At 64.8% G+C, this 22,323-nt stretch carries 28 protein-coding genes; 11 read left to right on the top strand and 17 right to left on the bottom strand.

Features of this window, described 5'->3' with window-relative positions; genetic code table 11:
- Positions 1–122: 122 nt before the first annotated feature.
- Positions 123–1,154 carry an ABC transporter substrate-binding protein gene (locus tag ACMGE0_RS06795; protein ID WP_436815119.1) on the bottom strand — a complete coding sequence of 344 codons (1,032 nt, stop codon included), beginning with the start codon at positions 1,152–1,154 and terminating at the stop codon, positions 123–125.
- Positions 1,155–1,396: 242 nt separating this feature from the next.
- On the opposite strand from ACMGE0_RS06795, the gene ACMGE0_RS06790 reads away from it, so the two are divergent.
- Genes ACMGE0_RS06790 through ACMGE0_RS06780 form a run of 3 tightly spaced genes read left to right on the top strand, consistent with a single transcriptional unit; the run spans position 1,397 to position 5,691 of the window.
- Positions 1,397–4,186 (top strand): DUF2339 domain-containing protein, encoded by a 2,790-nt coding sequence (locus tag ACMGE0_RS06790; protein ID WP_436815118.1) that lies wholly within the window; start codon positions 1,397–1,399, stop codon positions 4,184–4,186.
- The gene (locus ACMGE0_RS06785; protein ID WP_436815117.1) at positions 4,183–4,833 is read left to right on the top strand and encodes an HD domain-containing protein; all 651 of its coding nucleotides are present in this window, start codon (positions 4,183–4,185) and stop codon (positions 4,831–4,833) included. Before ACMGE0_RS06790 ends, ACMGE0_RS06785 begins: the two co-directional genes overlap by 4 nt.
- Before the next feature lie 9 nt (positions 4,834–4,842).
- Positions 4,843–5,691, top strand: a complete 849-nt coding sequence (locus tag ACMGE0_RS06780) for an MOSC domain-containing protein (protein WP_436815116.1) — start codon at positions 4,843–4,845, stop codon at positions 5,689–5,691.
- Positions 5,692–5,718: 27 nt separating this feature from the next.
- Here the strand turns inward: ACMGE0_RS06780 and ACMGE0_RS06775 are convergent, their stop codons facing one another.
- The 3 genes from ACMGE0_RS06775 to ACMGE0_RS06765 all read right to left on the bottom strand — a co-directional run bounded on the left by ACMGE0_RS06775 (position 5,719) and on the right by ACMGE0_RS06765 (position 8,282).
- Positions 5,719–6,375, bottom strand: a complete 657-nt coding sequence (locus ACMGE0_RS06775) for a LysE family translocator (RefSeq protein ID WP_436815115.1) — start codon at positions 6,373–6,375, stop codon at positions 5,719–5,721.
- 46 nt (positions 6,376–6,421) lie between these two features.
- Positions 6,422–6,865, bottom strand: coding sequence for a YybH family protein (locus ACMGE0_RS06770; RefSeq protein WP_436815114.1), 444 nt, complete (start codon positions 6,863–6,865; stop codon positions 6,422–6,424).
- A 193-nt stretch (positions 6,866–7,058) separates the two neighbouring features.
- A complete protein-coding gene (locus tag ACMGE0_RS06765) occupies positions 7,059–8,282 on the bottom strand; it encodes an MFS transporter (RefSeq protein ID WP_436815113.1) in 1,224 nt (407 codons plus the stop codon).
- A 124-nt stretch (positions 8,283–8,406) separates the two neighbouring features.
- On the opposite strand from ACMGE0_RS06765, the gene ACMGE0_RS06760 reads away from it, so the two are divergent.
- From ACMGE0_RS06760 to ACMGE0_RS06750, 3 genes are all read left to right on the top strand, one after another.
- A complete protein-coding gene (locus tag ACMGE0_RS06760; RefSeq protein WP_436815112.1) occupies positions 8,407–9,021 on the top strand; it encodes a TetR/AcrR family transcriptional regulator in 615 nt (204 codons plus the stop codon).
- Between the two features lie 77 nt (positions 9,022–9,098).
- Positions 9,099–9,293: a hypothetical protein gene (locus ACMGE0_RS06755; protein WP_436815111.1), complete on the top strand. Its 195-nt coding sequence runs from the start codon at positions 9,099–9,101 to the stop codon at positions 9,291–9,293.
- A gap of 153 nt (positions 9,294–9,446) precedes the next feature.
- A complete protein-coding gene (locus ACMGE0_RS06750; protein ID WP_436815110.1) occupies positions 9,447–9,683 on the top strand; it encodes a hypothetical protein in 237 nt (78 codons plus the stop codon).
- A 109-nt stretch (positions 9,684–9,792) separates the two neighbouring features.
- Here the strand turns inward: ACMGE0_RS06750 and ACMGE0_RS06745 are convergent, their stop codons facing one another.
- Positions 9,793–10,263 carry a VOC family protein gene (locus ACMGE0_RS06745; RefSeq protein WP_436815109.1) on the bottom strand — a complete coding sequence of 157 codons (471 nt, stop codon included), beginning with the start codon at positions 10,261–10,263 and terminating at the stop codon, positions 9,793–9,795.
- A 310-nt stretch (positions 10,264–10,573) separates the two neighbouring features.
- On the opposite strand from ACMGE0_RS06745, the gene ACMGE0_RS06740 reads away from it, so the two are divergent.
- Together ACMGE0_RS06740 and ACMGE0_RS06735 are read left to right on the top strand one after the other, a co-directional pair.
- Positions 10,574–11,473 carry a DMT family transporter gene (locus ACMGE0_RS06740; RefSeq protein ID WP_436815108.1) on the top strand — a complete coding sequence of 300 codons (900 nt, stop codon included), beginning with the start codon at positions 10,574–10,576 and terminating at the stop codon, positions 11,471–11,473.
- 310 nt (positions 11,474–11,783) lie between these two features.
- Entirely contained in the window at positions 11,784–13,037 is a 1,254-nt protein-coding gene (locus ACMGE0_RS06735; protein ID WP_436815107.1) for an MFS transporter, read from the top strand.
- A gap of 4 nt (positions 13,038–13,041) precedes the next feature.
- Here the strand turns inward: ACMGE0_RS06735 and recO are convergent, their stop codons facing one another.
- On the bottom strand, positions 13,042–13,797 hold the full coding sequence (gene recO, locus ACMGE0_RS06730) for a DNA repair protein RecO (RefSeq protein ID WP_436815106.1): 756 nt from the start codon (positions 13,795–13,797) through the stop codon (positions 13,042–13,044).
- Positions 13,798–13,986: 189 nt separating this feature from the next.
- On the opposite strand from recO, the gene ACMGE0_RS06725 reads away from it, so the two are divergent.
- Positions 13,987–14,382 carry a hypothetical protein gene (locus tag ACMGE0_RS06725; RefSeq protein ID WP_436815105.1) on the top strand — a complete coding sequence of 132 codons (396 nt, stop codon included), beginning with the start codon at positions 13,987–13,989 and terminating at the stop codon, positions 14,380–14,382.
- Positions 14,383–14,702: 320 nt separating this feature from the next.
- On the opposite strand, the gene era is transcribed toward ACMGE0_RS06725, so the two are convergent.
- The 6 genes from era to ACMGE0_RS06695 form a co-directional block, all read right to left on the bottom strand.
- Positions 14,703–15,641, bottom strand: a complete 939-nt coding sequence (gene era, locus ACMGE0_RS06720) for a GTPase Era (RefSeq protein WP_436815500.1) — start codon at positions 15,639–15,641, stop codon at positions 14,703–14,705.
- Positions 15,642–15,650: 9 nt separating this feature from the next.
- A complete protein-coding gene (rnc, locus tag ACMGE0_RS06715; RefSeq protein WP_436815104.1) occupies positions 15,651–16,370 on the bottom strand; it encodes a ribonuclease III in 720 nt (239 codons plus the stop codon).
- Complete coding sequence (lepB, locus tag ACMGE0_RS06710; protein ID WP_436815103.1) at positions 16,367–17,116, bottom strand: signal peptidase I; 750 nt, start codon at positions 17,114–17,116, stop codon at positions 16,367–16,369. The genes rnc and lepB overlap by 4 nt, the downstream gene beginning before the upstream one ends.
- An 87-nt stretch (positions 17,117–17,203) precedes the next feature.
- Complete coding sequence (gene acpS, locus ACMGE0_RS06705; protein ID WP_436815102.1) at positions 17,204–17,608, bottom strand: holo-ACP synthase; 405 nt, start codon at positions 17,606–17,608, stop codon at positions 17,204–17,206.
- A 71-nt stretch (positions 17,609–17,679) separates the two neighbouring features.
- Entirely contained in the window at positions 17,680–18,240 is a 561-nt protein-coding gene (locus ACMGE0_RS06700; RefSeq protein ID WP_436815101.1) for a DUF2062 domain-containing protein, read from the bottom strand.
- Positions 18,241–18,474: 234 nt separating this feature from the next.
- Positions 18,475–18,630 (bottom strand): DUF3563 family protein, encoded by a 156-nt coding sequence (locus tag ACMGE0_RS06695; protein WP_436815100.1) that lies wholly within the window; start codon positions 18,628–18,630, stop codon positions 18,475–18,477.
- Here ACMGE0_RS06695 and ACMGE0_RS06690 point away from each other — a divergent pair.
- Positions 18,629–18,760 (top strand): hypothetical protein, encoded by a 132-nt coding sequence (locus tag ACMGE0_RS06690; protein WP_436815099.1) that lies wholly within the window; start codon positions 18,629–18,631, stop codon positions 18,758–18,760. The two genes, ACMGE0_RS06695 and ACMGE0_RS06690, sit on opposite strands and share 2 nt — an antisense overlap.
- Before the next feature lie 15 nt (positions 18,761–18,775).
- Here the strand turns inward: ACMGE0_RS06690 and ACMGE0_RS06685 are convergent, their stop codons facing one another.
- Positions 18,776–19,774, bottom strand: coding sequence for an AraC family transcriptional regulator (locus ACMGE0_RS06685; RefSeq protein WP_436815098.1), 999 nt, complete (start codon positions 19,772–19,774; stop codon positions 18,776–18,778).
- A 69-nt stretch (positions 19,775–19,843) separates the two neighbouring features.
- Here ACMGE0_RS06685 and ACMGE0_RS06680 point away from each other — a divergent pair, with 69 nt between their 5' ends.
- Complete coding sequence (locus tag ACMGE0_RS06680; protein ID WP_436815097.1) at positions 19,844–20,212, top strand: DsrE family protein; 369 nt, start codon at positions 19,844–19,846, stop codon at positions 20,210–20,212.
- A 98-nt stretch (positions 20,213–20,310) separates the two neighbouring features.
- Here ACMGE0_RS06680 and ACMGE0_RS06675 read toward each other — a convergent pair whose 3' ends face one another.
- From ACMGE0_RS06675 to ACMGE0_RS06660, 4 genes are all read right to left on the bottom strand, one after another.
- The gene (locus tag ACMGE0_RS06675) at positions 20,311–20,754 is read right to left on the bottom strand and encodes a DUF1801 domain-containing protein (protein ID WP_436815096.1); all 444 of its coding nucleotides are present in this window, start codon (positions 20,752–20,754) and stop codon (positions 20,311–20,313) included.
- 50 nt (positions 20,755–20,804) lie between these two features.
- Positions 20,805–21,209: a VOC family protein gene (locus ACMGE0_RS06670; RefSeq protein WP_436815095.1), complete on the bottom strand. Its 405-nt coding sequence runs from the start codon at positions 21,207–21,209 to the stop codon at positions 20,805–20,807.
- Positions 21,206–21,634: a helix-turn-helix transcriptional regulator gene (locus tag ACMGE0_RS06665; RefSeq protein WP_436815499.1), complete on the bottom strand. Its 429-nt coding sequence runs from the start codon at positions 21,632–21,634 to the stop codon at positions 21,206–21,208. Before ACMGE0_RS06665 ends, ACMGE0_RS06670 begins: the two co-directional genes overlap by 4 nt.
- Positions 21,635–21,804: 170 nt before the next feature.
- The gene (locus ACMGE0_RS06660; RefSeq protein WP_436815094.1) at positions 21,805–22,272 is read right to left on the bottom strand and encodes a DUF1801 domain-containing protein; all 468 of its coding nucleotides are present in this window, start codon (positions 22,270–22,272) and stop codon (positions 21,805–21,807) included.
- Positions 22,273–22,323 lie beyond the last annotated feature (51 nt).

The following is a 22,323-nucleotide window of genomic DNA, read 5'->3' as shown; positions in this document are numbered from 1 at the left end:
CGGGGAGAAGGGATATGCCGCGCTGTTTTCCGCTGCAGCCAGCCTCTCGTTCGGCAGGTCCCCTCTCCCCGCGAGCGGGGAGAGGGTTAGGGTGAGGGGCAACGGCAAGAAACCATCAGCCTCTACGGCAGCATCCGCTCTTCCTTTGGCGGCAGGAAGCTGGCGTCGAAAACCTGCTCGGCCTTCACATTGCCCTTCAATCCCATCGAGACCTTGAGCGTCTCGATCGAGGCGGCGAGTCTCGCCGGATCGATGCCGCCGAAGCCGTTTTCCACGACGTAGGGCGTCTTGATGTTCATGGCATTCGCCATGGTGAGGCGCTCGATCTCGATATCCTTGTTGAGCGTCTCGTTGCGCTTCAGGACGGCGGCGGCACCTTCTTCCGGGTTGGCGACGGCATCGGCGAAGCCCTTGGCGAGCGCCTTCAGGAAACCCTTCACCGCAGCCGGGTTTTTCTCGGCGAAATCAGTGTTCACCAGCACGGTGTTGCCATAGAGATTCAAGCCGTGCTCGGCCATCAGGATGGTCGAAATGTCCTCGTCCTTGATGCCCTGGGCCTTCAAATTCAGGATCACCGAGAAGGCGAAGCCGAAGACGGCATCGACCTTGCCCTGGGCCAGCATCGGCTCGCGGACCGGGAAGCCGATCGATTCGATGGCGATCTTGCTGTCGTCGATCTTGGCGACCTGCTTGAAGGCCTTCCATTGGGCGAAGGCGCCGTCCGGCGGCGGGGCGCCGAGCTTCCTGCCTTCGAGCGACTTCGGATCGCCGGTGACGCCGAGCGACTTGCGGCCGACGACCGCAAACGTCGGGCGCTCGTAGATCATCATCGCCGCCTTGATCCTCTGCGACGGATCCTCGTCCAGGAACTTGATCAGCGAGTTGATGTCGCCGAAGCCCATCTGGTAGGCGCCGGTCGCCACACGCGGGATCGCCTCGACCGAGCCGTTGCCGGTATCGATCGTGACGTCCAGGCCCTCGGCCTTGAAATACCCCTTGTCCTCCGCGAGCAGGAAGCCGGCGGCCGGGCCTTCGAACTTCCAGTCGAGCGTGAACTTGATCGGGGTCTCGGCCCGCGCCGGAGCGGAAAAGCCCGTGGCGAGCGCCAGCGCCGCGACGGCGGAGAGTTTCGAAAGCAGTCTGCGCGAGATCATGAAAGGTCGTCCCCCTGAAGATTTTTGTTCGGATGGGTTGCATCCAAGCGCTTCTTCAGCTTCCGCGCAAGCCGAAATTGCACATAAAGTCATCATATTTTATATTTGACTTATTTATGTGCAAAAAGCTGATTTTGCGCGCAGGACTATGATGATGTTTTCAGCAGGCGCCCAACTCTTTCCTTTCTTCGCCCGGCAACTGTATAACCGCAGCAACAACCCTTGAGACCGCGAGCGTGCCGATGATCCTATTCCTGCTCCTCATCCTGGTCATCGTCATGATCGGCCTGCACAGCCGGACCGCCAACCGGGTCGGCGCGCTCGAAAGGGAGCTGGAGGCAGTCAAGGCCGATCTTGCCAAACGCCAAGCGGCCGCCCTGCCGGCGGCGATCTCGGCGGAGGCCGCGGCCGCGGCGATGAAGGACGAGCCCGTCTCTCCCGTCGAGCTTGCGGCCCGCGAAGCGGCCGAGGAGGACCCCGTACCGGAGACGCAGCCGGCGGCCGGCGCGGAGGATGTCGGCACCGGCCACGAGACCGTGATCCCCGGCCCCGCCGCTCCTGCGGCGGCGCGGGCAAAGGGCCGCGAGAACCTGGAAAGCTATCTCGGCGCCCGCTGGCCGGTCTGGGTGGGCGGCGTGGCGCTCGCCTTCGGCGGCATATTCCTGGTGCGCTATTCGATCGAGGCCGGGCTGCTCGGGCCGGGTGCGCGGCTCACCCTCGCCGCGATCTTCGGCCTGATCCTGCTGGCCGCCGGCGAGATCGTGCGCCGGCGCGCTATGCCGCAGATTTCGGAGCGCTACGGCAATGCCCTTTCCGGCGCGATGGTCCCCGGCGTGCTGACGGCCGCAGGCGCCGTGACGCTGCTCGGCGCCATCTATGCGGCCCATGCGATCTACGGATTCATCGGGCCGGCGAGCGCATTCGTCCTGCTTGCTCTCGTCTCGCTTGCGACGATCGCGCTCTCCCTGCTGCACGGGCAGGCGCTTGCCGGGCTCGGCCTGCTCGCCTCGCTGGTCACGCCGGCGCTCGTCGCGAGCGAGGAGCCGAACGCCAACGCGCTGTTCGTCTTCCTCGGCCTCACCTGGGTTGCGGTCAATGCCGCCTCCCGCTTCCGCCGATGGACCGTCGTGCCGATGCTCGCCAATATCGGCATCGGGCTCTGGGCGATCGCCTATGCGGCGGGGGCCGAGACATTCGACCCCATGCCGCCGGCGCTCGCCCTCATCGTGATGATCGCCGGCACCGGCTTCTTCTGGCCCGGCGCACGCTACGGCGCCGATCTGGCGGCCAAGCCGGGCTGGCGCGGGCTTCTGACGCGGCCGCCGCTGAAGATCACGCTGTCCGTCGCGATCATGGCCCTGTTGCCGGCGCTGGCGATGACCCTGCGGCAGACGGAGGAAGGCGGCATCGTGCTCTTCGCCGCAGCCGCAGTGGTCGCGACCGTTGCGGCACTCGGCGCCAGCCGCGCCTGGGCCGTCTGGCCGGCGCTGATTTCCGCAGCCGGCGCGGTGCTCGGCATCGCCATCACCGCACTTTCCTGGCTCGACTACTCAGCGCCGATCCCGGCCGACGGCCAGCCGGCGCCGGCACCCCTCACCTTCGGCAACGAGATCACCGTCTATCTGCTGCTCGGCGCCGTCTTCACCTTCCTGGGCTTCGTCTTCCTGCGGCGCTTCCGCAGGACCGAGCCGGAATTCTCCATCGTCTGGGCATTCCTGATGCCTGCGGTGCCGGCGACGCTCGCCTTCGTCAGCTTCCTGAATTTCGGCGATCTCGGACGCGACTGGACGCACGGGCTTTACGGGCTGGCGCTCGGCCTCGTGCTGCTCGCCGGCGCCGAATGGCTGTTCCGGCAGAGCGAGGAGACCGCGGAGGAGCGGAGCGGCCCCTTCATCGACTGGCCGGCCAACCTGCTGGTCGCAGGCTCCTTCGCCGGCTTCACGCTTTCGCTGCATGCGCTGACCAACGGCATCGTCACCACCATTCTCGTCTCGGTGCTCGGCTTCGCCTATGTGCTGGCCATGCGGGCAAAACCCTGGCCGGCGCTGCCCTGGATGATGGCGGCGGCGACGCTGATCGTCTTCGGCCGCATCGCCTGGGAGCCGACGCTGATCGGGCCGAACAGCCTCGGCACGACGCCTTTCCTCAACGCGCTGCTGCCCGGCTACGGCATTCCGACGCTGCTCGCCGTCGCCACGGCCTACATGCTCAAGGATTCGGCGGATTTCCGCGTCCGCAACGTGATGCAGGCGCTCGCCTCGCTCGCCGGCCTGATGACCATCGCCGTGCTGGTGCGGCATGCGATGAACGGCGGCGTTCTGGACAGCCGCGTCCCGACGCTCGGCGAACAGTCGATCTACACGCTGCTCGCAGTCGGCTTCTCGGGAGTCCTGCTGACGCTCGATCTGAAATCCCCGAGCCCCGTCTTCCGTTTCGGCTCGATGATCGCCGGGGTGATCGCGACCGTCAACGTGCTGTCGCTGCACGTCTTCGCGCTCAATCCCTATTTCAGCGGCGAGAGTACCGGGCCCTGGCCCTTCTTCAACCTGCTGCTCCTCGGCTACCTGCTGCCGGCGCTCGCCTATGCGCTGGTTGCCTGGTATGCGCGCGGGCGGCGCCCTCAGCCTTATGTCGCCATGCTTGCGGTTGCCGGCGCGGTGCTCGGCTTCCTCTGGGCGACGCTGTCCGTCCGCCGCTTCTGGCAGGGCGAGAACATTGCCGACTGGAAGGGTTTTCTGCAGGGCGAGACCTATACCTATTCGGTCGTCTGGCTGCTGATCGGCGTGGCGCTGCTGGCGCTCGGCTCGCGGCTCGATGCGCGCAGCTTGCGGCTCGCCTCGGCGGGCCTCGTGCTGATCGCGGTCGTCAAGGTGTTCCTCATCGACATGTCGAACCTCGAAGGAATCCTGAGGGCGCTCTCCTTCATCGGGCTCGGCGCGGTGCTGATCGGGATCGGGCTTTTCTACCAGCGCATTCTGGTGAAAAAGGATGGTGAACCCGCACCAGCCGATTCCCAGGAATCCACGACGTGACCGCATCCATCGCCGCCGCCTTCCCGCCCTTCGAGGACCTCGCACGAACGCTGATCCCCTATGCGACCGAAGGCGACGACGGATCGCACGACATCGCCCATATCCTGCGCGTCTTCAAGAACGCCATGCGCATCCGGGCCGAAGAAGGCGGCGACGGCAAGGTGCTGGCGGCGGCCGTGCTGCTGCACGATTGCGTGGCGGTGGAGAAGAACTCGCCATTCCGGGCTGAGGCCTCCCGGCTGGCAGCGGAAAAGGCGTCCGGCATCCTTGCCGGTCTCGGCTGGAGCGAGAGGGATGTTTCCGCCGTCGCCCATGCGGTCGCGGCTCACAGCTTCTCGGCGAACATTGCGCCGGAGACGCTGGAGGCAAAAATCCTGCAGGACGCCGACCGGCTGGATGCGATCGGGATGGTCGGCGCCGCGCGCTGCTTCTATATCGCGGGCCGCATGGGCTCCGGCCTTTACGATCCGGCCGATCCGCTCGCCCGGGAACGCCCGCTTGACGACAAGGCCTTCGCCATCGACCATTTCGCGGTGAAGCTGTTCAAGCTCGCGGACGGGTTCCAGACGGCGGCGGGCCGGGCGCTGGCGGCCGCGCGTCACGAACGGCTGAAGACCGTGCTCGACCTCTTCATCGACGAAATCTAGGAAAAAGCCATGCGCGTCAGCCAATTGAATGTCTATCCCCTGAAGAGCGGCCGCGGCATCGCGCTCTCCGAGGCCGAGATCGCGGCGACCGGCATTCCCGGCGACCGGCAGATGATGGTGACCGATCCTTCCGGCCATTTCATCACCCAGCGGGAACTCCAGGCCCTGGCGCAGGTGCAGGTGACGCCGGAGGCGGGCGGCTTCCGCTTGGCGATGTACGGCAAAGGCGAGACCTTCGTGGCGCAGCCGCCCGCCGACCGGCGCCTGGAGGTGGCGGTGTGGAAATCGGTCGTCGACGCCGCCCTCGCGGAGGAAACCGTGAACGATACGCTTTCCGGCTGGCTTGGGCGCGACGTGCGCCTCGTCTTCTTCGACGACCGGGCCAGGCGTACCGCCAGCGCCGAATGGGCCGGGCCGGACACGCCCGTCACCTTCGCGGACGGCTATCAGGTGCTCGTCACCACGACCGGATCGCTCAAGGCGCTCAATGCCGACATGGAAAAGCATGGCGAAGGACAGGTCGGCATGGAACGCTTCCGGCCGAACATCGTGCTCGACCATGACGAGCCATGGGCGGAAGACGAATGGGAGGGCATCGAGATCGCCGGCATCCGCTTCGATTTCGCAAAGCCCTGCGCCCGCTGCATCATGACGACCCAGGACCAGAAGACCGGCTCGCGCGAGGCGCCGAGCCCGATGGCGGCGATGGGCCGCATCCGCATGTCGGCCGACCGGCGCGTGCCCGGCCCCCTCTTCGGCTGGAACGCCGTGCCGCGCGGCACCGGACAGATCAAGGTCGGGGACGCCGTGACGGTGACTGCCGAGCGGGAGCCGTGGACGATCAAGCGGCGGGCGTGAGGCGTTCTGCCTTTCCGTCCGGCTGCTTCAGCGGACCGGACGGGCATCTCCCGCAATCGCAAGCCGCAGGCCCAGCCCGATCATGACGATACCGGCAAAGCGCTTCTGCCAGGTGACAAGTCCCGGACGGCGAGCCAGCCAGCCGCCGAACGTTCCCGCTCCCAGCGCAACGGTGGTCAGGATGACGAAATTCGTAAGCTTTGCGACAGCTCCCAGCAGCAGAAGCTGCGCGGCTACGGGCCAGCCTGCGGCGGGATCCACGAACTGCGGCAGAAACGCAAAAAGGAAAACGAGCGCCTTGGGATTGGTGAGATTGTTGATGGCCCCTTCCCGCAATGCCGCGCCGTCCGACATGGACACAAGCACAGCCGGGCCGGCCCCATTGGCGCGCTTGCCTGATTGGACGAGAAGTTTCAGGCCAAGCCAGATGAGATAGGCCGTGCCTGCCCAGCGGAGGACTTCGAACGCCAGCGGCGAAGCCGCAAGCAATGAGGCGATGCCAAGCACGAGCATCGACAATTGGACAATACCGGCCAGCAAGGTCATGCCGACGGCGCTCAGAAGCGCTATCCGCCGGCCCTGACCGATGCCGCGCCCGACTACGAGGATCATATCGGGTCCGGGCGTGAGCTGGATTGCGAGCACGGCGGCGTAGAAGGTCAGGAATGTGGCCAGATCGGGCATCGTCCCTCGGCGGCGTCGACGTTTTTGAACCACGACTTGCGCAGGGCTAGGACCGGAAATCCGATTGTGCCCGCATGGTCTGAAGATCGATCGGCATCGATATGTGCTCGTGGGCGATCATCCACCGGCCGTTCGTCTTCCGCAAGCCGGAAGTTACACGTACCCAGTAGTCGGCTTTCTCGCCATTTATCCTCTTGCTCCTGACATGGCTCAGACTGTGGCAGAAGGCGACATCATCCTTCACCGCAATGCCCAACTCACGGATCTCATAGTGGATCGGGCCTTCCACCGAGCCGAACCATGTCTCGAAGTTCTTTCGATAGGCATCCGCACCCTCGATCCGCTGCGGCGGCCTGATATCGAACACGACGGTGTCCGGAGCGTAATGCGCCATCAATGCGTCGACATCCCTGGCACGCAACGCCTGCGCCAGTTCATCCAGGCATTTGCGGATTTCCGATTCTTCTCCTGTCGCGGTCGTGGCCGGCATGACACCCTCCTTTTTGAGGAGCCGTGAGGCTTCACGGAGGCATCGCTCGCAAATCTCGCGGCTTCAGCAGAAGTCCTTCCACCACTTTACCACGGCAGGATCAGGTCCCAAAGGGTCTGATCCGGAGCCGCTCCTCAAGACAGACAAGCAAACAAAAGAAAACCCCGCCTGGCCGGCGGGGCTTGGTCGAGAATCATTCCGCCGGGTTCAGGGCAGCGGAGTCCGGGGCGGCTTGCGGCGAGGTGTTGCTCAGCCGGCCGTAGCCGATGAGCATGGTCGCGAAGGCCACGGCACCGCCGGCGACCGCCACCCAGAAGCCGTTCGAAGCGCCATAGGCATCGATCGTCCAGCCGGCGAGCGAGGAGCCGGCCGCAAAGCCGATGCCGACGCCGGTCATCGCATAGGTGATGCCTTCCGTGAGCTGCGAGGCCGGCACGATGCGCTCGATCAGGCTCATGCCGGTGATGAAGGTCGGCGAGATGGCCGCACCCGCCAGGAAGACCACCAGCGTCAGCGCCCAGAGATCGCCGACGAAGGGCATGGGGAGCGTGGTGATCGCGGCGATCAGGCTCGCGAAAACCAAACGGCGGGCGAGCGGCGTCCTGAACTTGATGGCGCCGACAACCAGGCCGACGATGAACGAACCGGCCGCATAGGCGGCGAGGACATAGCTTGCCGCACCCTTGTGTCCCTCGGCTTCGGCGAAGGCGACGACCGAGACTTCCGCGGTGCCGAAGATCGTGCCCATGCCGGCGAAAACCGTCACCAGGAACCACATCGGCAACAGCCGCATGACCGAGCCTTCGCCCCTTACCCTATGCGGATCGACCTTCGGTTCGGTGGATTTCTGGGCGACGAACAGCGTCGTGCCGACGGCGAGGAAGGCGGCCGAGGCGAGCACGCCCGCTTCCGGGAAGAGCGAGACGCTCAGGCCGATGCCGAAGATCGGCCCGCAGATATAGACGACCTCGTCGATGACCGATTCGAAGGCGAAGGCGGTGTGGAGCTCCGGCCGGTCGCGATAGATCTCCGTCCAGCGGGCGCGCACCAGCGCCATCATGCTCGGCATCATGCCGGCGATCACCGCGAAGACGAACAAGGTCCAGTTGGGCCAGCGCAACCAGGCGGCCGCGGCGAGCGCGAGAAGTGCTGCGACGGTGACGATCGTCGTCGGCACCAGCACGGCCGACTGGCCCTTCGCATCCACCCAGCGGGAGACCTGCGGCGCGATGAAGGCGTTGGCGAGCGCGAAGGTGGCGGAGACCGCGCCTGCGATCCAGTATTCGCCATGGGTCTGGGAGAGCATGGCGACAAGGCCGATCGTCGTCATCGGCAGCGGCAACCGGGCCACGAAAGCGGCCGCGGCAAAACCTTTCGTCCCCGGCCTTCGGAATATTTCGCGATAGGGATTGGGCATATCGGAATCCTTGGTTTATTTTGAATGACCACTTACATACGCCGCGTATGTGAGCTAAATAATCACATACGCTGCGTATGTCAATTCACATACGTAACGTATGCGAATAATTTTCGGAGTCCGCATGGCGCAGAAGATAGGGCACAAGCCCCGCAAGGAAATGATCGCCGAAACGAAGGCCAAGCTGATCGCCGCCGCCCGGCAGGCGTTTGCGACGCAGGGTTATGCCGAAGCCTCTATGGACGACTTCACGGCCGGGGCCGGGCTGACGCGCGGCGCGCTCTACCATCATTTCGGCGACAAGAAAGGGCTGCTGCAGGCCGTGATCGCCGAGATCGACGCGGAAATGTCCGACCGGCTCTGCGCCATTTCAGCCAAGGCGGAGAATGCCTGGCGCGGCTTCGTCGACGAAAGCGTGGCCTATATCGAAATGGCGCTGGAGCCGGAAATCCAGCGCATCATGCTGCTCGACGGGCCGGCCGTGCTCGGCGATCCGTCGCAATGGCCGAACCAGAGCGCCTGCATCCGTACCACCACCGCCAGCATACAGAAGCTGATCGACGAGGGAACCATCCGCAAGGTGGACGCGGAAGCGACCGCGCGGCTCGTCAACGGCGCGACGCTCAGCGCGGCGCTGTGGATCGCCAGCGCGGAAGATCCGCAGGCCGTGTCGAAAAAGGCGGTCGAGGCGTTCAACGCGATGATCTCGGGATTGCTGAGGGAAAAGGCGCCGGAATAAGCCTTCGGACAGGACTTCCGGCCGTCCTGCGGAACCATAGCGTCGCGCGCGTTGTTAGCTCCCCGAAGGAGCCAAACATGTTTGAAAGGCCGCTACTTCCCATACTAGGCGCGATCATCGTCGTCATCTGCGCTTTGGGCCTCGGATATTATATTTCTGGCGCGCCGAGCGCACCTTCCAATCCGGCAGACCCGCAAGGTTCGGAAACCAGCCTTCCCGCGCGCCAGTCGGACCAGAACGCCCTTCCGGGACTGCAACAGCCGAACCGCTGATGCCGGGACGGCGGGATGGTCGGTTTCATCGGGCCTCGCCGTCCGAGCGCGGCCAGCGAAACGTCGGCGCATCCCCGCGAAAACGGCGCCTACTCCCAACCCCGGCGTCTTTGCGCTATACTGATCGCGTGACGCCTGAAGGAGGTGGACGCAGTGCTGGCGATTGTTCTTGGATCGATCCTGGTCGTTATCGGACTGTTATACCTGCTCCGCGAGGCCCTTGGCCGACGCCGGCTGAGCGATCCGCACCGTCCCGATCAGGCCAGCGCAAAGCCGACCCTGGAACCCCGGCATCAAGGCGTCGGCTTCCTGGGCCTCCGCAGGAACTGGCCGGGTTTGGCAATGATGGCCGTGGGAGCCATTCTGCTGATTTCCGGAGCCTACGCCTAGCGGCACCAAAACCGCAACGCGTTTCCGCATCGAGCTGGCAATGGCCGCGATCATCCGGACGATGCCGGGGCGGTGGGGCCTTGTTCCCCCACACGGTCCTTGCGAGCCCTCAGTCCCTTGCGGCCGCTTCCAAAGCGGCGATGTCGAACTTCACCATCTTGAGCATGGCCTCGGTGACGCGCTTCGCCTTCGCACGGTCTGGATCGCCCATCAGTTCGCCCAGCCGCCCGGGGGCGATCTGCCAGGAGAGACCCCAGCGGTCCCTGAGCCAGCCGCACTGCTCCGTCGCGCCGCCTTCCTTCAACGCCTCCCAGAGGCGGTCGATCTCGCCTTGCGTGTCGCATTCGACCATGATCGAAAAGGCGTGGTTGAACGGATCGAGCGGCCCCGCCTCGATCGCCATGTAGCGCTGATCGCCGAGTGTGAAGCTCGCAAGCTTCACACTGTCCGGCGGCCCGCTCGGCGTTTCGGCTGGGATGGTCGAGAGCCACCCGACGGAAGAGCCGGGAATCAGCGACGTATAGAAGCGGATCGCGGATTCCATGTCCTTTTCGAACCAGAGATGCTGCGTAACCTTCATCGTGTCTTCCTCCTTCGACCGGCCCTGAAGGGCATACGACCCGAGGACGAAGCCGGCGGCGCAATTCCGACAGGGCAACGAAAAAAATCTTAAGGGGCGGCGGACAAGGGATGCGGGTGAACCGCACCGAGACCGGGACGGACCATCGACGCCGGCCCGGACCGTCCCGCCAAGCGCATGGCAGCTATTCGGAAAAAGCAGGTTGTCCACCCGCCTGGCGCGCGGTCAAACGGAACGGACACCCGTTTCCCGCCTATCCCTGCCTGGCCGCTGGCCTTCCGGCCGGCTGCGCCCCGAAAGAGACTGCCCCATGACACCTCGGTCCACCGGCCTTCTCTGCGCTTTGACGGCGGTGACCATCTTTTCGGTTCAGGACGGCATTTCGAAACATCTCGCCACCGCCTATCCGCCGATCTTCGTGACGATGATCCGCTACTGGGCCTTTGCGGGTTTCGCCCTCATTCTCGCAAGCCGCTCGACGGTCGGGCTGAAAGGCGCGGCCTCGGCCAACCGGCTCTGGCTGCAGATCGCCCGCGGCGTTCTCCTGGCGGTGCAGATCGTCATTTCGATCACCGCCTTTTCGCGGGTCGGGCTCGCCGCAAGCCACTCGATCTTCGCCGCCACGCCGCTCGTCGTCGCCTGTCTTTCCGTGCCGCTGCTCGGCGAAAAGGTCGGCTGGCGCCGCTGGATGGCGATCGGCGTCGGCTTCGTCGGCATTCTCCTGATCGTCAATCCGCTGCACGCCACGTTCGACTACAAGATCGTCATCCCGGTCGTCGCCACGCTGATGTTCGCGCTCTATTCGGTGATGACGAGGCTTGCGAGCCGCACCGATACGCCCGACACCGCCTTCTTCTACACCGGCGTCGCGGGCGCGGCGGCAATCACCTTCATCGGCCCGTTCTACTGGACGAATATCACCTTCAGCGACTGGTTCTGGATGCTGGTGCTCTGCATCACCGGCATGACCGGGCACTACCTGCTCATCCGCGCCTTCGGCCTGCTCGACGCCGTCGTCGTGCAGCCCATGTCCTATATCCAGACCGTGCTCGTCTGTCTGATCGGCGTCTTCGTCTTCGGCGAGATCATGACCGCCAACATGATCGCCGGCTGCGCCATCGTGATCGCCGCCGGCATCTTCACCATCTGGCGCGAGGCCCGGCTCGGTCGCACGCCTCCGCCGGCCATCGATCCGCCCGGCACGCCGTGAGAAGACCCCCCTCTGGCCTGCCGGCCATCTCCCCCACAAGGGAGGAGAAAATATGCCGCTCTGTCCTGCCCCGATCATCTCTCGAACACGAGCGTCGGGTCCGCGTGTGTTGATGGAAGCAAGGCCTTGCCACTTAGTCTCTCTCCCCTGTGGGGAGATGGCCGGCAGGCCAGAGGGGGATTTTACCACGGCGGCCTCCATATCAGGACGGCATCCGCATCAAATGCGGTGATGGATTGATTGAGCAAAAGTTGTTTTAAGAACCTCGATGCAAGCGGTATGATTTGCTCGTCGCACCGAGGAGGAATCCATGAGCCGACCCATGCCGCAATTCCGATCCGGAGCCGCCCGCGCATCCATGCCCTGGCTGATCATCCTCGCCGGCGCATCGATCGCCATGCTGACCTTCGGCCCGCGTTCGGCCATGGGCTTCTTCCAGCTTCCCATGCTCGCCGATACGGGATGGGACCGCTCCACCTTCGGTCTCGCCATGGCGATCCAGAACCTCGCCTGGGGTCTCGGCCAGCCTTTCTTCGGGGCGCTCGCCGACAAATACGGCACCGGACGGGTGCTGACGTTTTCCGGCCTGCTCTACGCGGCGGGCCTTTTCCTGATGTCGACGGCCCATTCGGTGCCCATCCTGCACCTTTCCGGCGGCGTGATGGTCGGCCTTGCGGTCGGCGCCGGCTCCTTCGGCACGATCCTTTCCGCCTTCGCCCGCAACGTGACGCCGGAACAGCGCTCGCTCGCCTTCGGCATCGGCACGGCGGCGGGTTCGGCCGGCATGTTCCTCTTCGCGCCGCTCAGCCAGGCGCTGATCAGCACCTATGGCTGGTCCGACAGCCTGGTCATCATGGGCTTCGTGATGCTCGCCATCCCCGTGCTCGCCTTGCCGCTGCGCGGCAATGCCAAGTCGGGCACGCAGTCCAGGAGCGAGATCGACCAGACCGTCGGCCAGGCGCTCAGGGAAGCGTTCGGCCATCAGAGCTATCTGCTGCTCACCTCGGGCTTCTTCGTCTGCGGCTTCCAGGTCGCCTTCATCACCGCGCATTTCCCGGCCTATCTCGGCGATATCGGCATCGACGCGCGCTATGCCGTGATCGCGATGGCGGCGATCGGCTTCTTCAACATCATCGGCTCGTTCAGCGCCGGCATCATCGGCCAGCATTATTCGAAGCCCTATTTCCTCGCCTATATCTATCTCGCCCGCTCGGTGGCGGTGACCGCCTTCCTCCTCATGCCGCAGACGCCTTTCTCGGTGATCGTCTTCGCGGTCGTCATGGGGCTTTTGTGGCTCTCCACCGTGCCGCCGACCAACGCGCTCGTCGCCATCATGTTCGGCACGCGGCATCTCGGCCTGCTCGGCGGCATCGTCTTCCTGTCGCACCAGGTGGGCTCGTTCCTCGGTGTCTGGATGGGCGGTTTCCTCTACGACCGCTTCGGCTCCTACGATCCGGTCTGGTGGCTCGGCGTGGCGCTCGGCATCTTCGCCGCGGTCGTGCACTGGCCGATCCAGGAAAGGCCGGTCGACCGGACGATGCCGGCAACCCAGCCGGCGGAGTGAGACATCAGCCGGCCTGACGCTCCGGATCGCGCGCCGACAGCGCCTTCAGCGCCGCCTGGACGAACCCGTCGCGGGCGGCGTTTTCCGTGAGCCCCCGCGGCTCGTAGACATGCCGGTGAAGGAAGAAGGCGGTCAGCCGGAAGGCGGCCGCCATGCTTTCCCGGTCGGCCGCCCCGGCAGCCCCCTCGTTCAAGAAGGCGGGAAGCGCCAGCATACGGTCGGCATAGGGCGCACCCGCCTCGCGGCTGACGGCGCGGCCGGTCTTCGGCGAGACATAGACGAGGTTTTCGCGCAGGCCGGTCGCGGCGCATTCGGAAAGGTCGAGGCCGAAGCCGAGGTCGTTCAGCACGGCGAGTTCGAAGCGCACGAAAAGCTCGCCGGCATCGGCCGGATCGTCCAGCGCATCGAGGATGATGTCGAGCGCCTCGAAGAGATGCGGATGCGGGTCGCGCTCGGGAAGCAGGCGGAGCAGCGCGCCCATGGCCTGCACGCCGTAGACGGCGGTCGCCGTCTCCATCAGTTTCGCAGCCCTCAGCCTTACCGGCTCCAGCCGGAACTCGCCGAGATGTTCGTCGAGCCGCGCCCGCCAGACCGCTTCCACCCGGTTACCCGGCTGCAGGACAGGCTGCATGGCGCGCGAGCGGCCGGAACGGACAAGGCCCAGATGCCGGCCGCGCTCACGGGTCATCAGCTCGGCGATGACGCTCGTCTCGCCGTGGCGCTTGACGCCGATGATGATCCCTTCGTCCTGCCACTGCATGCTTTGCTTCAAGCTCCTTTCAGGCCGATTCAAGTCTAGCCCATAAGCCTTTCGGACTGAATCGCTTTTTAGGTTCGCCAGATCTTCCGCCGAGATGCCGCCTGCCCGCTTGCCTGGAACAAATCGGGCTCCATTTGGATTCCTGTGCGAAAAATTCACGACGCCAAACCATAACGCCCGGGAGCCCTTATGAGACACGCCCTCCTCGCCGTCGCCCTCTTCACCGCCATGCCTGCCGCTCTCGTCACCGCCCCGCCCGCCGCCGCGCAATCGCCGCAGCTCGAACAGGCCTGCGTCACGGTCGCCAAGAATTTCCTGCTGGTGCCGAACATCAAGACCGGCATCGTGCAATCCTTCCCCGAGCTCGACCCGCCGGGAGCGCGGCTCACCTATTCCACCCGCGAGGACGCAAAGCCCACCGATTTCAACAACGAGATCGAATGCGAGTTCGACAAGGCCACCCCGCCCCTCAGCCTGCAGCGTTTCTGCATTTCCGACACCTGCTACGGCCCGAACGAGCAGGAACAGGAAAACCGCCGGCGCTACCTGGAGGTCAAGGCGCTGATGGATAGGCAGAGGAAGTAAACCGTCAGGCGTGCCGATAGCCCTCACAGCCCCTCATTGTTGTGCATGTGATCCGTTATCGATACCTCATGCCCCTCATCTGTCCTGCCGGACCTTCTCCCAGAAGGCGATAGGGCAATTACATTGGTGTCAGGCGGTGCGTGGAGCCCCTCCCCTTGTGGGGAGGGGTTGGGGAGGGGACTTCGCCCCGAGCGAAAACCCTTCCCGCCTGCCGGCCACCCTCCCCACAAGGGGGAGGGTTAAGGATGCCGCACCGCCTGACACCCCATATGCTTTAGCCCCGCCGCTCGCGGGAGAGGTTAGGGCAACAAAAGTTCAAATCACCCCTTCGGAAACTCCAGCCCCATTTCGCGGAAGCGTTCGGGGTCGTCGCCCCAGTTCTCGCGCACCTTGACGAACAGGAAAAGGTGAACGGGCTGTTCTAGGATTTCGGAGAGTTCCTTGCGCGACGCGGTGGAAATCGCCTTGATCGCCTCGCCGCCCTTGCCGAGCGCGATCTTCTTCTGGCTTTCGCGCTCCACATAGATGACCTGCTCGATCCTCACCGAGCCGTCCTTGCGCTCCTCCCATTTCTCCGTCTCGACATGCGAGGCATAGGGAAGCTCCTGGTGGAGCCTGAGGAAGAGCTTTTCGCGGGTGATCTCCGCGGCGAGCTGGCGCATGGGCAGATCGGAGATCTGGTCCTCCGGGTAATACCAGGGGCCTTCGGGAAGCGTTGCGGCAAGATAATCCATCAGGTCCTCGCAGCCCGAACCTGTCGTCGCCGAGATCATGAAGGTGCGCTCGAAGGGCGCGAATTCGTTGGCGGCGGCCGCGAGTTTCAGCAGATCCTCGCGCTTCACCTGGTCGATCTTGTTCAAAGCGAGGATCTTCGGCTGGCGGACCTCCTTCAGGCCTTCGAGGATCGCCTCCGCATCGCCGCGGATGCCGCGCTCGCTGTCGATCAGCAGCATGATGAGGTCGGCGTCCTTGGCGCCGCCCCAGGCGGTCGTCACCATGGCCCGGTCGAGCCGGCGGCGCGGCTTGAAGATGCCGGGCGTATCCATGAAGACGATCTGGGCGTTCCCGTGGATCGCGATGCCGCGCACGATGGCACGCGTCGTCTGCACCTTGTGGCTGACGATCGAGACCTTGGCGCCGACGAGCCGGTTCACCAGGGTCGACTTGCCGGCATTGGTCGGGCCGATCAGCGCCACGAAGCCGGAATGGGTCGGACCGGCTGAATTCTCGTCACCGGCGATGTTTTCGTTTTCCGTCATATCGTCCAATCAATCTTCGGCAGAACTCTTCTGCCATACGCCTTCGCGTTCGAGCATCCTGGTTGCCGCGACCTGTTCGGCCGCGCGCTTGGAGCGGTCGATGCCGGTTTCCGGCGCGACACCCGCCACCTCGACCGTCACCGTGAAGCGCGGGTCGTGATCCGGCCCGGACCGGTCGTCGACCCTGTAACAGGGCGTCAGGCCGAATTTCGCATGCGCCCATTCCTGCAGCTCGGTCTTGGCGTCGCGCCTTGCGCCGTCGGCGCGGGTGGCACGGCTTTCCCAATGCTTGAGGATGAAGGCGCGGGCGGCCTCCAGCCCCCCATCGAGATAGAGCGCGGCGATCAGGCTTTCCACCACGTCGGCGCGCACGTTCATCATGCGCTTGCCGGTCAGCTTCTTGACGTCGGCGCCGGTGCGGATGAAGCGGTGCAGTTCGAGCTCGTCCGCCACGATGGCGCAGCTTTCGGCGCTGACGAGCTGGTTCAGCCGCACGGAGAGCTCGCCTTCGGCCGCGGTGCGGAAGGTCCTGAAGAGAAGCTCGGCGACGCAGAGGCCGAGCACGCGGTCGCCCAGGAACTCCAGCCGCTCGTAATTGGCACCCTTGGCCGAGCCGGTGCTCGCATGGGTGAGCGCCCGGTCGAGCCATTGCTTGTCGGCGAATTCATAGCCAATCGTCTTTTCCAACTGGCCGCGCTCATCCGCCGAAAGCGGCTTTGCCTTCATCATTCGACGACCTTGAAAAGCCGATCCCAGCGCATGTTCGTCGGCCATTTCCACACCTCGCGGAAGGAGGTGTCGTTGCCGAGCGAGAAGAAGATGATGCTGGCGCGGCCGACGAGGTTTTCGGCGGGCACCATGCCGACGTCGAAACGGCTGTCGAGCGAGTTGTCGCGGTTGTCGCCCATGAAGAAGTAATGGCCTGCGGGGACGATGAATTCCGGCGTGTTGTCGCCGCGCGACACCTGCGAGTGATCGAGCGTGTCATAGGTGACGCCGTTGTCGAGCGTCTCGCGGAAGACCGGCACGTCGGTGCCCGGATCGAGGCTGTAATCGGAGGTGAAGGTGCCGTCCGCCTGTTTCGGCACCGGCTTTCCGTTGATGAAGAGCACGCCGTTGGTGACCTGGACGCGGTCGCCCGGCAGGCCGACCAGGCGCTTGATATAGTCGACATCCGGATGGCTCGGCAGGCGGAAGACGATGACATCGCCGCGCTCGGGCTCGCTGAACTCGAAGATGCGGCCGGAAAACAGGTTCGGCGAGAACGGCAGCGAATATTTCGAATAGCCGTAGGCGAACTTGTTGACGAAGATATAGTCGCCGACAAGCAGGGTCGGCATCATCGAGCCGGACGGAATGGTGAACGGCTGGAAGAGAACGGTGCGGATCACCATCGCCAGCAGCAATGCCTGGATGATGACCTTGATGTTTTCCCAGAGGCTGCTCTGCGACTTGGTCTCGGCTTTGTCGGACACGTTAAGGACTTTCTCTTACCAGCGAAGTGCCGCTTTCTAACCCCTTCCCGGAGCCGCGGCAATGGCCCACAGGGTCACAGACCATCATCAGGACGCGACGGAGCGCGCCTCGATGACCACGAAGGCCTGCGCATAGGGATATTCGTCGGTGATGGTGATGTGGATCAACGGCTCGTGGCCGGCCGGCATCATCTCGGCGAGACGGTCGGCCGCGCCCCCGGTCAGCACCATGGTCGGCCTGCCCCCCGGCAGGTTGACGACGCCCATGTCCCTCCAGAAGACGCCGTGGGCGATGCCGGTGCCGAGCGCCTTGGAACAGGCCTCCTTGGCGGCAAAGCGCTTGGCATAGGAGGCGGCGCGGTTCTGGCGGCGGTCGGATTTCGCCCGCTCGATATCGGTGAAACAGCGGTGCGTGAAGCGCTCGCCGAAACGTTCGATGGATTTCTCCACCCGGCGGATGTCGATCAGGTCGCTGCCCATGCCGATGATCATGCGGTTCCTTTATTGTCCTGCGGCATGCCGTCTTCCCGACTCCCGGGCGACATGCCGATGCTCGCTCAAGTCTATACTGACTTGAGCGCTCCGGCACGCGCCGTCAAGCGCTGAAGCCGCGCGTTGCGAAAGCTGCGCACGCCCCAATAGGTGACGGCATAGAAAACGAGGCCGCAGACGAGGCCGGGCGGAATGGAGCCGATCAGCATCGGTTCCAGGACCGGCCGCCAGAGCTGCGAGACATCGAGATGATGGAAGAGCGCGCCGAGATCGAGACGGTCGTGGCCGGCGGCGCTCTGGCCGAGCATGACCTCGCCGATCTTCCAGGTGAGCGGCCAGATGATCGGGCAGGTCAGCGGATTGGCGAAGGCCGTGCCGAGCGCGGCGGCGATCACGCTGCCGCCGAGGAGATAGGCGACCGGGATGGCGAGCAGGATGTGAAAGCCGAGGAAGGGCGTCCAGGCGCTGACGACACCGACCGCAAGGCCGGCCGCGACCGCATGCGGCGATCCGCCGATCCTCAGGATCTTCAGGCGATAGTAATCGAGGCTGCGGCGAAAGCCCTTGGGAGGCAGGATCGCCCGGCGCAGCCTTTCACGAAATCCAAGCGGGGTACGGCGGCGGAACGGCATTGCGGATCAGGACGGACCGGGTTCGGCAGCGTGGGACTTCCGTCCGCCGGCTGCGGGAGGCTCTGGTGGATCACCACCTAGCCCAAGCCGAAGATGATGGCGAAAATTGGCCCGCCTCTCGAGGCGGCCGCCTTTTGCGGAACCGATCCGGTCCCGGCCGCAAGATTGCAGGATCCGGAGGCATGCAAACCGCGCGGGCATCTTTTTTCCGCGCGGAACGAACGGCGGGTGTTCTCAGAAGCCCGACTTGCGGAACATGCCGCGGTCGATCTGGCGCATCCGGTATTCGAGGTCGATGCGGTCCTTGGCATCGTTCAGGTAGGCGATCTCACGGTCCTGGACGGTCGGGACGCGGAAGGCGCGGGCGAATTTGCGTACGGAGTCAAACATGACTGTCTTCTTTCTCTCTCATATTGCACTGCAGCAATATAAGATGGAGCACCGCTTTTTACCACCGCTGCAACCGCTGGTCAGCCTTGCAACAGAAGCATGGCGACTTGGCGAGGCGATGAGAAAATAAGCGGCAAGATCGGGCTCAAGCCTTCGCCATTGCGCGCCATGTCGCCGGCGGCGTGCCGAAGGCGCGCGAGAAGGCACGATTGAACGCCGCCTCCGTCGCATATCCGGCTTCATACGCAATCGCCGCGATCGCCCGGCCGGTCGTGGCCAGAGCCACGCTCGCCAGATAGAGCCGCCAGTCGCGCACATATCTGATCGGCGGGGTGCCGAGGATCGTCTGGAAACGTTCCGCCAGCACGCTGCGCGACAAGCCCGAGGCGGCCGACAAATCCTCTAAGGACCAGTCGCGCGCCGGGTCGTCGTGGATGAGGGACAGGCAGCGCGACAGCGCCGCGTCGGCAAGCGCGGCCAGCCAGCCGGCGTCGCGCGGTTCGGCCATCATGATCTGGTGGCGCAGGATTTCGATGAAGATGATTTCGGTGAGCCTCGGCAGCATGGAGACCCCGCCCGCACGCGGCCTGTCGACTTCCTCCACCATCTGCCGGATAGTGGCGCGCAGCCAGTCTGCGTCATTCGCGCTGCGCGTCCTCACATGGATCAGCTTCGGCAGCGCCCGTCTCAGCGGTGCGAAGCCCAGCGCGTCGCACTGCAGATAGCCGCAGAGCAGCCTTGCCCCTTGCGGGTCCTCGCCATACCGGAGAACGGGAATTTGCCGCCACGGCTTCGGCGGCAATTCGCCCACCGGATCGACCAGAACGCCGTCGCTTCCGGCGCCGAGCTGATGTCCGGTGCCGAAAGGGAAGACGAGCACGTCGCCCGCCTCAAGCCTTGCCTCCTCACCTTCCATCTTCAGCCAGCAATGGCCCGCGACAAGGATGTGAAACGGTATCGTGCCGCTTGCCTTTCCCGACAGATCCGCCATGGCGGGTTTGTCGTCGGTCTGCCAGTCGCCGGACGGCATGAAGCAGAATTGCAGCGATCCCGAAAGGCGGATCGTCGACAGCAGCGCCGACAGCACGTCGTCCCGCGCCACGCCGCGCGTATGACGAGGATTTTCGGACAAGGTTTCCCGCATTTCGGCCAAAGACGGGCGCCGCCCGCCTTCCTAGAGTGAATACGTTCAACTCACTTGCCGGAGAATACTATGCAAACGCCAACTGACAAACTGGTCGTGCTCGTCACCAAGGGCATCGATTCCGAACTTTCGTCCGTCGCCTTCACGATCGCCAATGGCGGCATCACCGCCGGCCTCAAGGTCTCGGTCTTCCTCACCAGCACCGCGATCGATCTGGTGCGGAAGGGCGGCCAGCGCATGACACATGTCCCCCCGCTCGATCCGCTCGCGAAATCGATCGAGGATTTCCAGAACCGCGGCGGCACGATCTGGGCCTGCCCGCCCTGCGTGAAATCACGCGGCTACGAGCAGGACGACCTCCTCGACGGCGTCGTCATCGTCGGAGCAAGCGCCATGCATGCCGAGATCAAGGAAGGGGCCGCCACCCTCTCGTTCTGACTGCGACAAGGCATGAGCCAGGCCGGGCGATGAGGAAGGAACCGGAAAGATGCCCCTGCCGGTCCGGCCCTGCCTGTGGCGCCCGAGAACGGTCATTCTCATGACGCGCTCTTTGGCCCCTTGGAGCGGGCGGGCCGAGCGGTGGTGCGCTTCGCAGTGTTCAGCGCCACGGCGGCGCGAATGAGCGCCGTCAACGCCTCTTCATCGATCCTGTCGCCCTCGTGGAAATCGATGGCGCGCCTGGTGTTGCCTTCGAGGCTGGAGTTGAAAAGGCCCGAAGGGTCGTCCAGCGAGGCGCCTCTGGCGAAGGTCAACTTCACGGCAGCCTTGTACGTCTCGCCTGTGCAGACGATCCCGGCATGCTCCCATACCGGAACCCCTCTCCACTTCCATTCCTCGACCATCTCCGGATCGGCCGCTCTGATGAGACTTCGGACCCGCGCGAGCGTTTCGCCACGCCAATCGCCGAGCTCCTTAATTCTCCCATCTATCAGCCGAGAAGGAGAGAGCTCTCCCGCTTCCTCTGTCGTCGCTTTCCTCATGGTCGGCTCTTCCCCATTCGCCATGACTCCGTTCGGGTTCGTCCCGGATATCACCGTGCTTCGATCATCTTCCATCCATTCCCCGACGGATCGCGGAAGCCGGCGTCCACGGCGCCGTAACGGTCCACGGGCTCCTGCGTGAACTCCACCCCGCGGGCGCGCATCCGCTCGTAGGCGGCGCGGCAGTCGTCGACGACAAGCACGAGCGGCGGCATGGCACCCTTCGCCACGATCTCGCGCAGGGTCTGCGCGGTCGCCGCGTCGAGCACCGGCGGCTGCGGCATGAACAGGCCGAGCTGGAAGGACGGCTGGTCCGGATGCTGCACCGTCAGCCAGCGGTAATCGCCGTTCCGCGCGTCGGTATGGACGCGGAATCCGAGCTTTTCGACATAGAACTGGAGCGCTTCCTCCTGATCGCGAACGTACAAACCGACCACTCCGACACCCTGGCTCATGGGACCTCCATTTGTTGTGACGCGCCCATACTATCGCCCGCGTCCCGCCGCCGCTTCTCCAAAACTGCGATCATGAGGCCGGGCCGATGGGCGGCGCTGAGGAAGCAGGCCGGCACCTGCTCGAGCTGGTGCGGAGCGGCTTTTTCGCGCGCACGGAGCTGACCGGGGCTCTCGCCGGTGACGTCGCGGAACGTGCGCCCGAACGTTCCCAGGCTATTCCAGCCCGTCTGGAACGCGATCTCGGTGATCGGCAGGTCCGTGTCGCGGAGCAGCGCCTTGGCCCGCTCGATACGACGCGTCAGCAGATACCGGTGCGGCGGGACGCCGAAGGCCTCCTTGAACGATCGCGCGAAATGGGCCTCGGAGACGCCGCTCACGCGCGCCAGCCGCGGGACAGGCCACTCCTCGTGCGAGGCGGCGTCCATCCGGTCTTTCGCGCGCAGCAGGCGGCGCAACAGCTCGGGCGGCTGGCTCACGCGCCCTCGTCCCCGCTCGCTCCCGGCCCCTCTCCCCGTGAGCGGCCGATCAGGCGTCTTCGTCGAGGTTCCGTATCCCATATCCGCTTCCGCCACGCATGCGCCTCGCGACCTTTCGCTCACATTCGTTCGCCCGGCAACTGGCTGGCTTGCTTCACCCAATCGACGAACTGGGCCTCATCGAACCGGTCTTCGTAGATGTCGAGATAGCGCACTTCATTGTGCTTGGACGCGCCGGGCGGGACAGGACGCAGCGACGTGCCGCGGAAGAAGGTCACCTTCACGTATTTCGTGAAGCAGTGAAAGGCGACGAACCAGACATCGTCCTGCATGCCATAGAAGGGCGTGTTCCACTTGACCGCCTTGCGCACGCCGGGGACCTCGCGCTCGATGAGCGCGTCGAGGCGGCGGCCGAGATCGCTTTTCCAGCCCGGCATGGCCGCGATATAGGCCCGCACGGGAGCATCGCCGTAGCCCTTCGCGATCTGGGGATTGCCGCCCGAGAGAAGGACCGGCTCCCCGGCCGCGGGCCTGGCGGCGGTCTTCCTTACGGCCTTCGTTGACTTGATGGGCGTTTCACCAGCCATGACGTGCACTCCTCCGATGGACGTATCGTATTTGGGTATGTCCGCTTGAGT

Origin of the sequence: Neorhizobium descurainiae, from assembly GCF_051400715.1 — a bacterium.
Classification (GTDB): domain Bacteria; phylum Pseudomonadota; class Alphaproteobacteria; order Rhizobiales; family Rhizobiaceae; genus Neorhizobium.
This window is presented reverse-complemented; position numbering and strand designations above follow the sequence as displayed.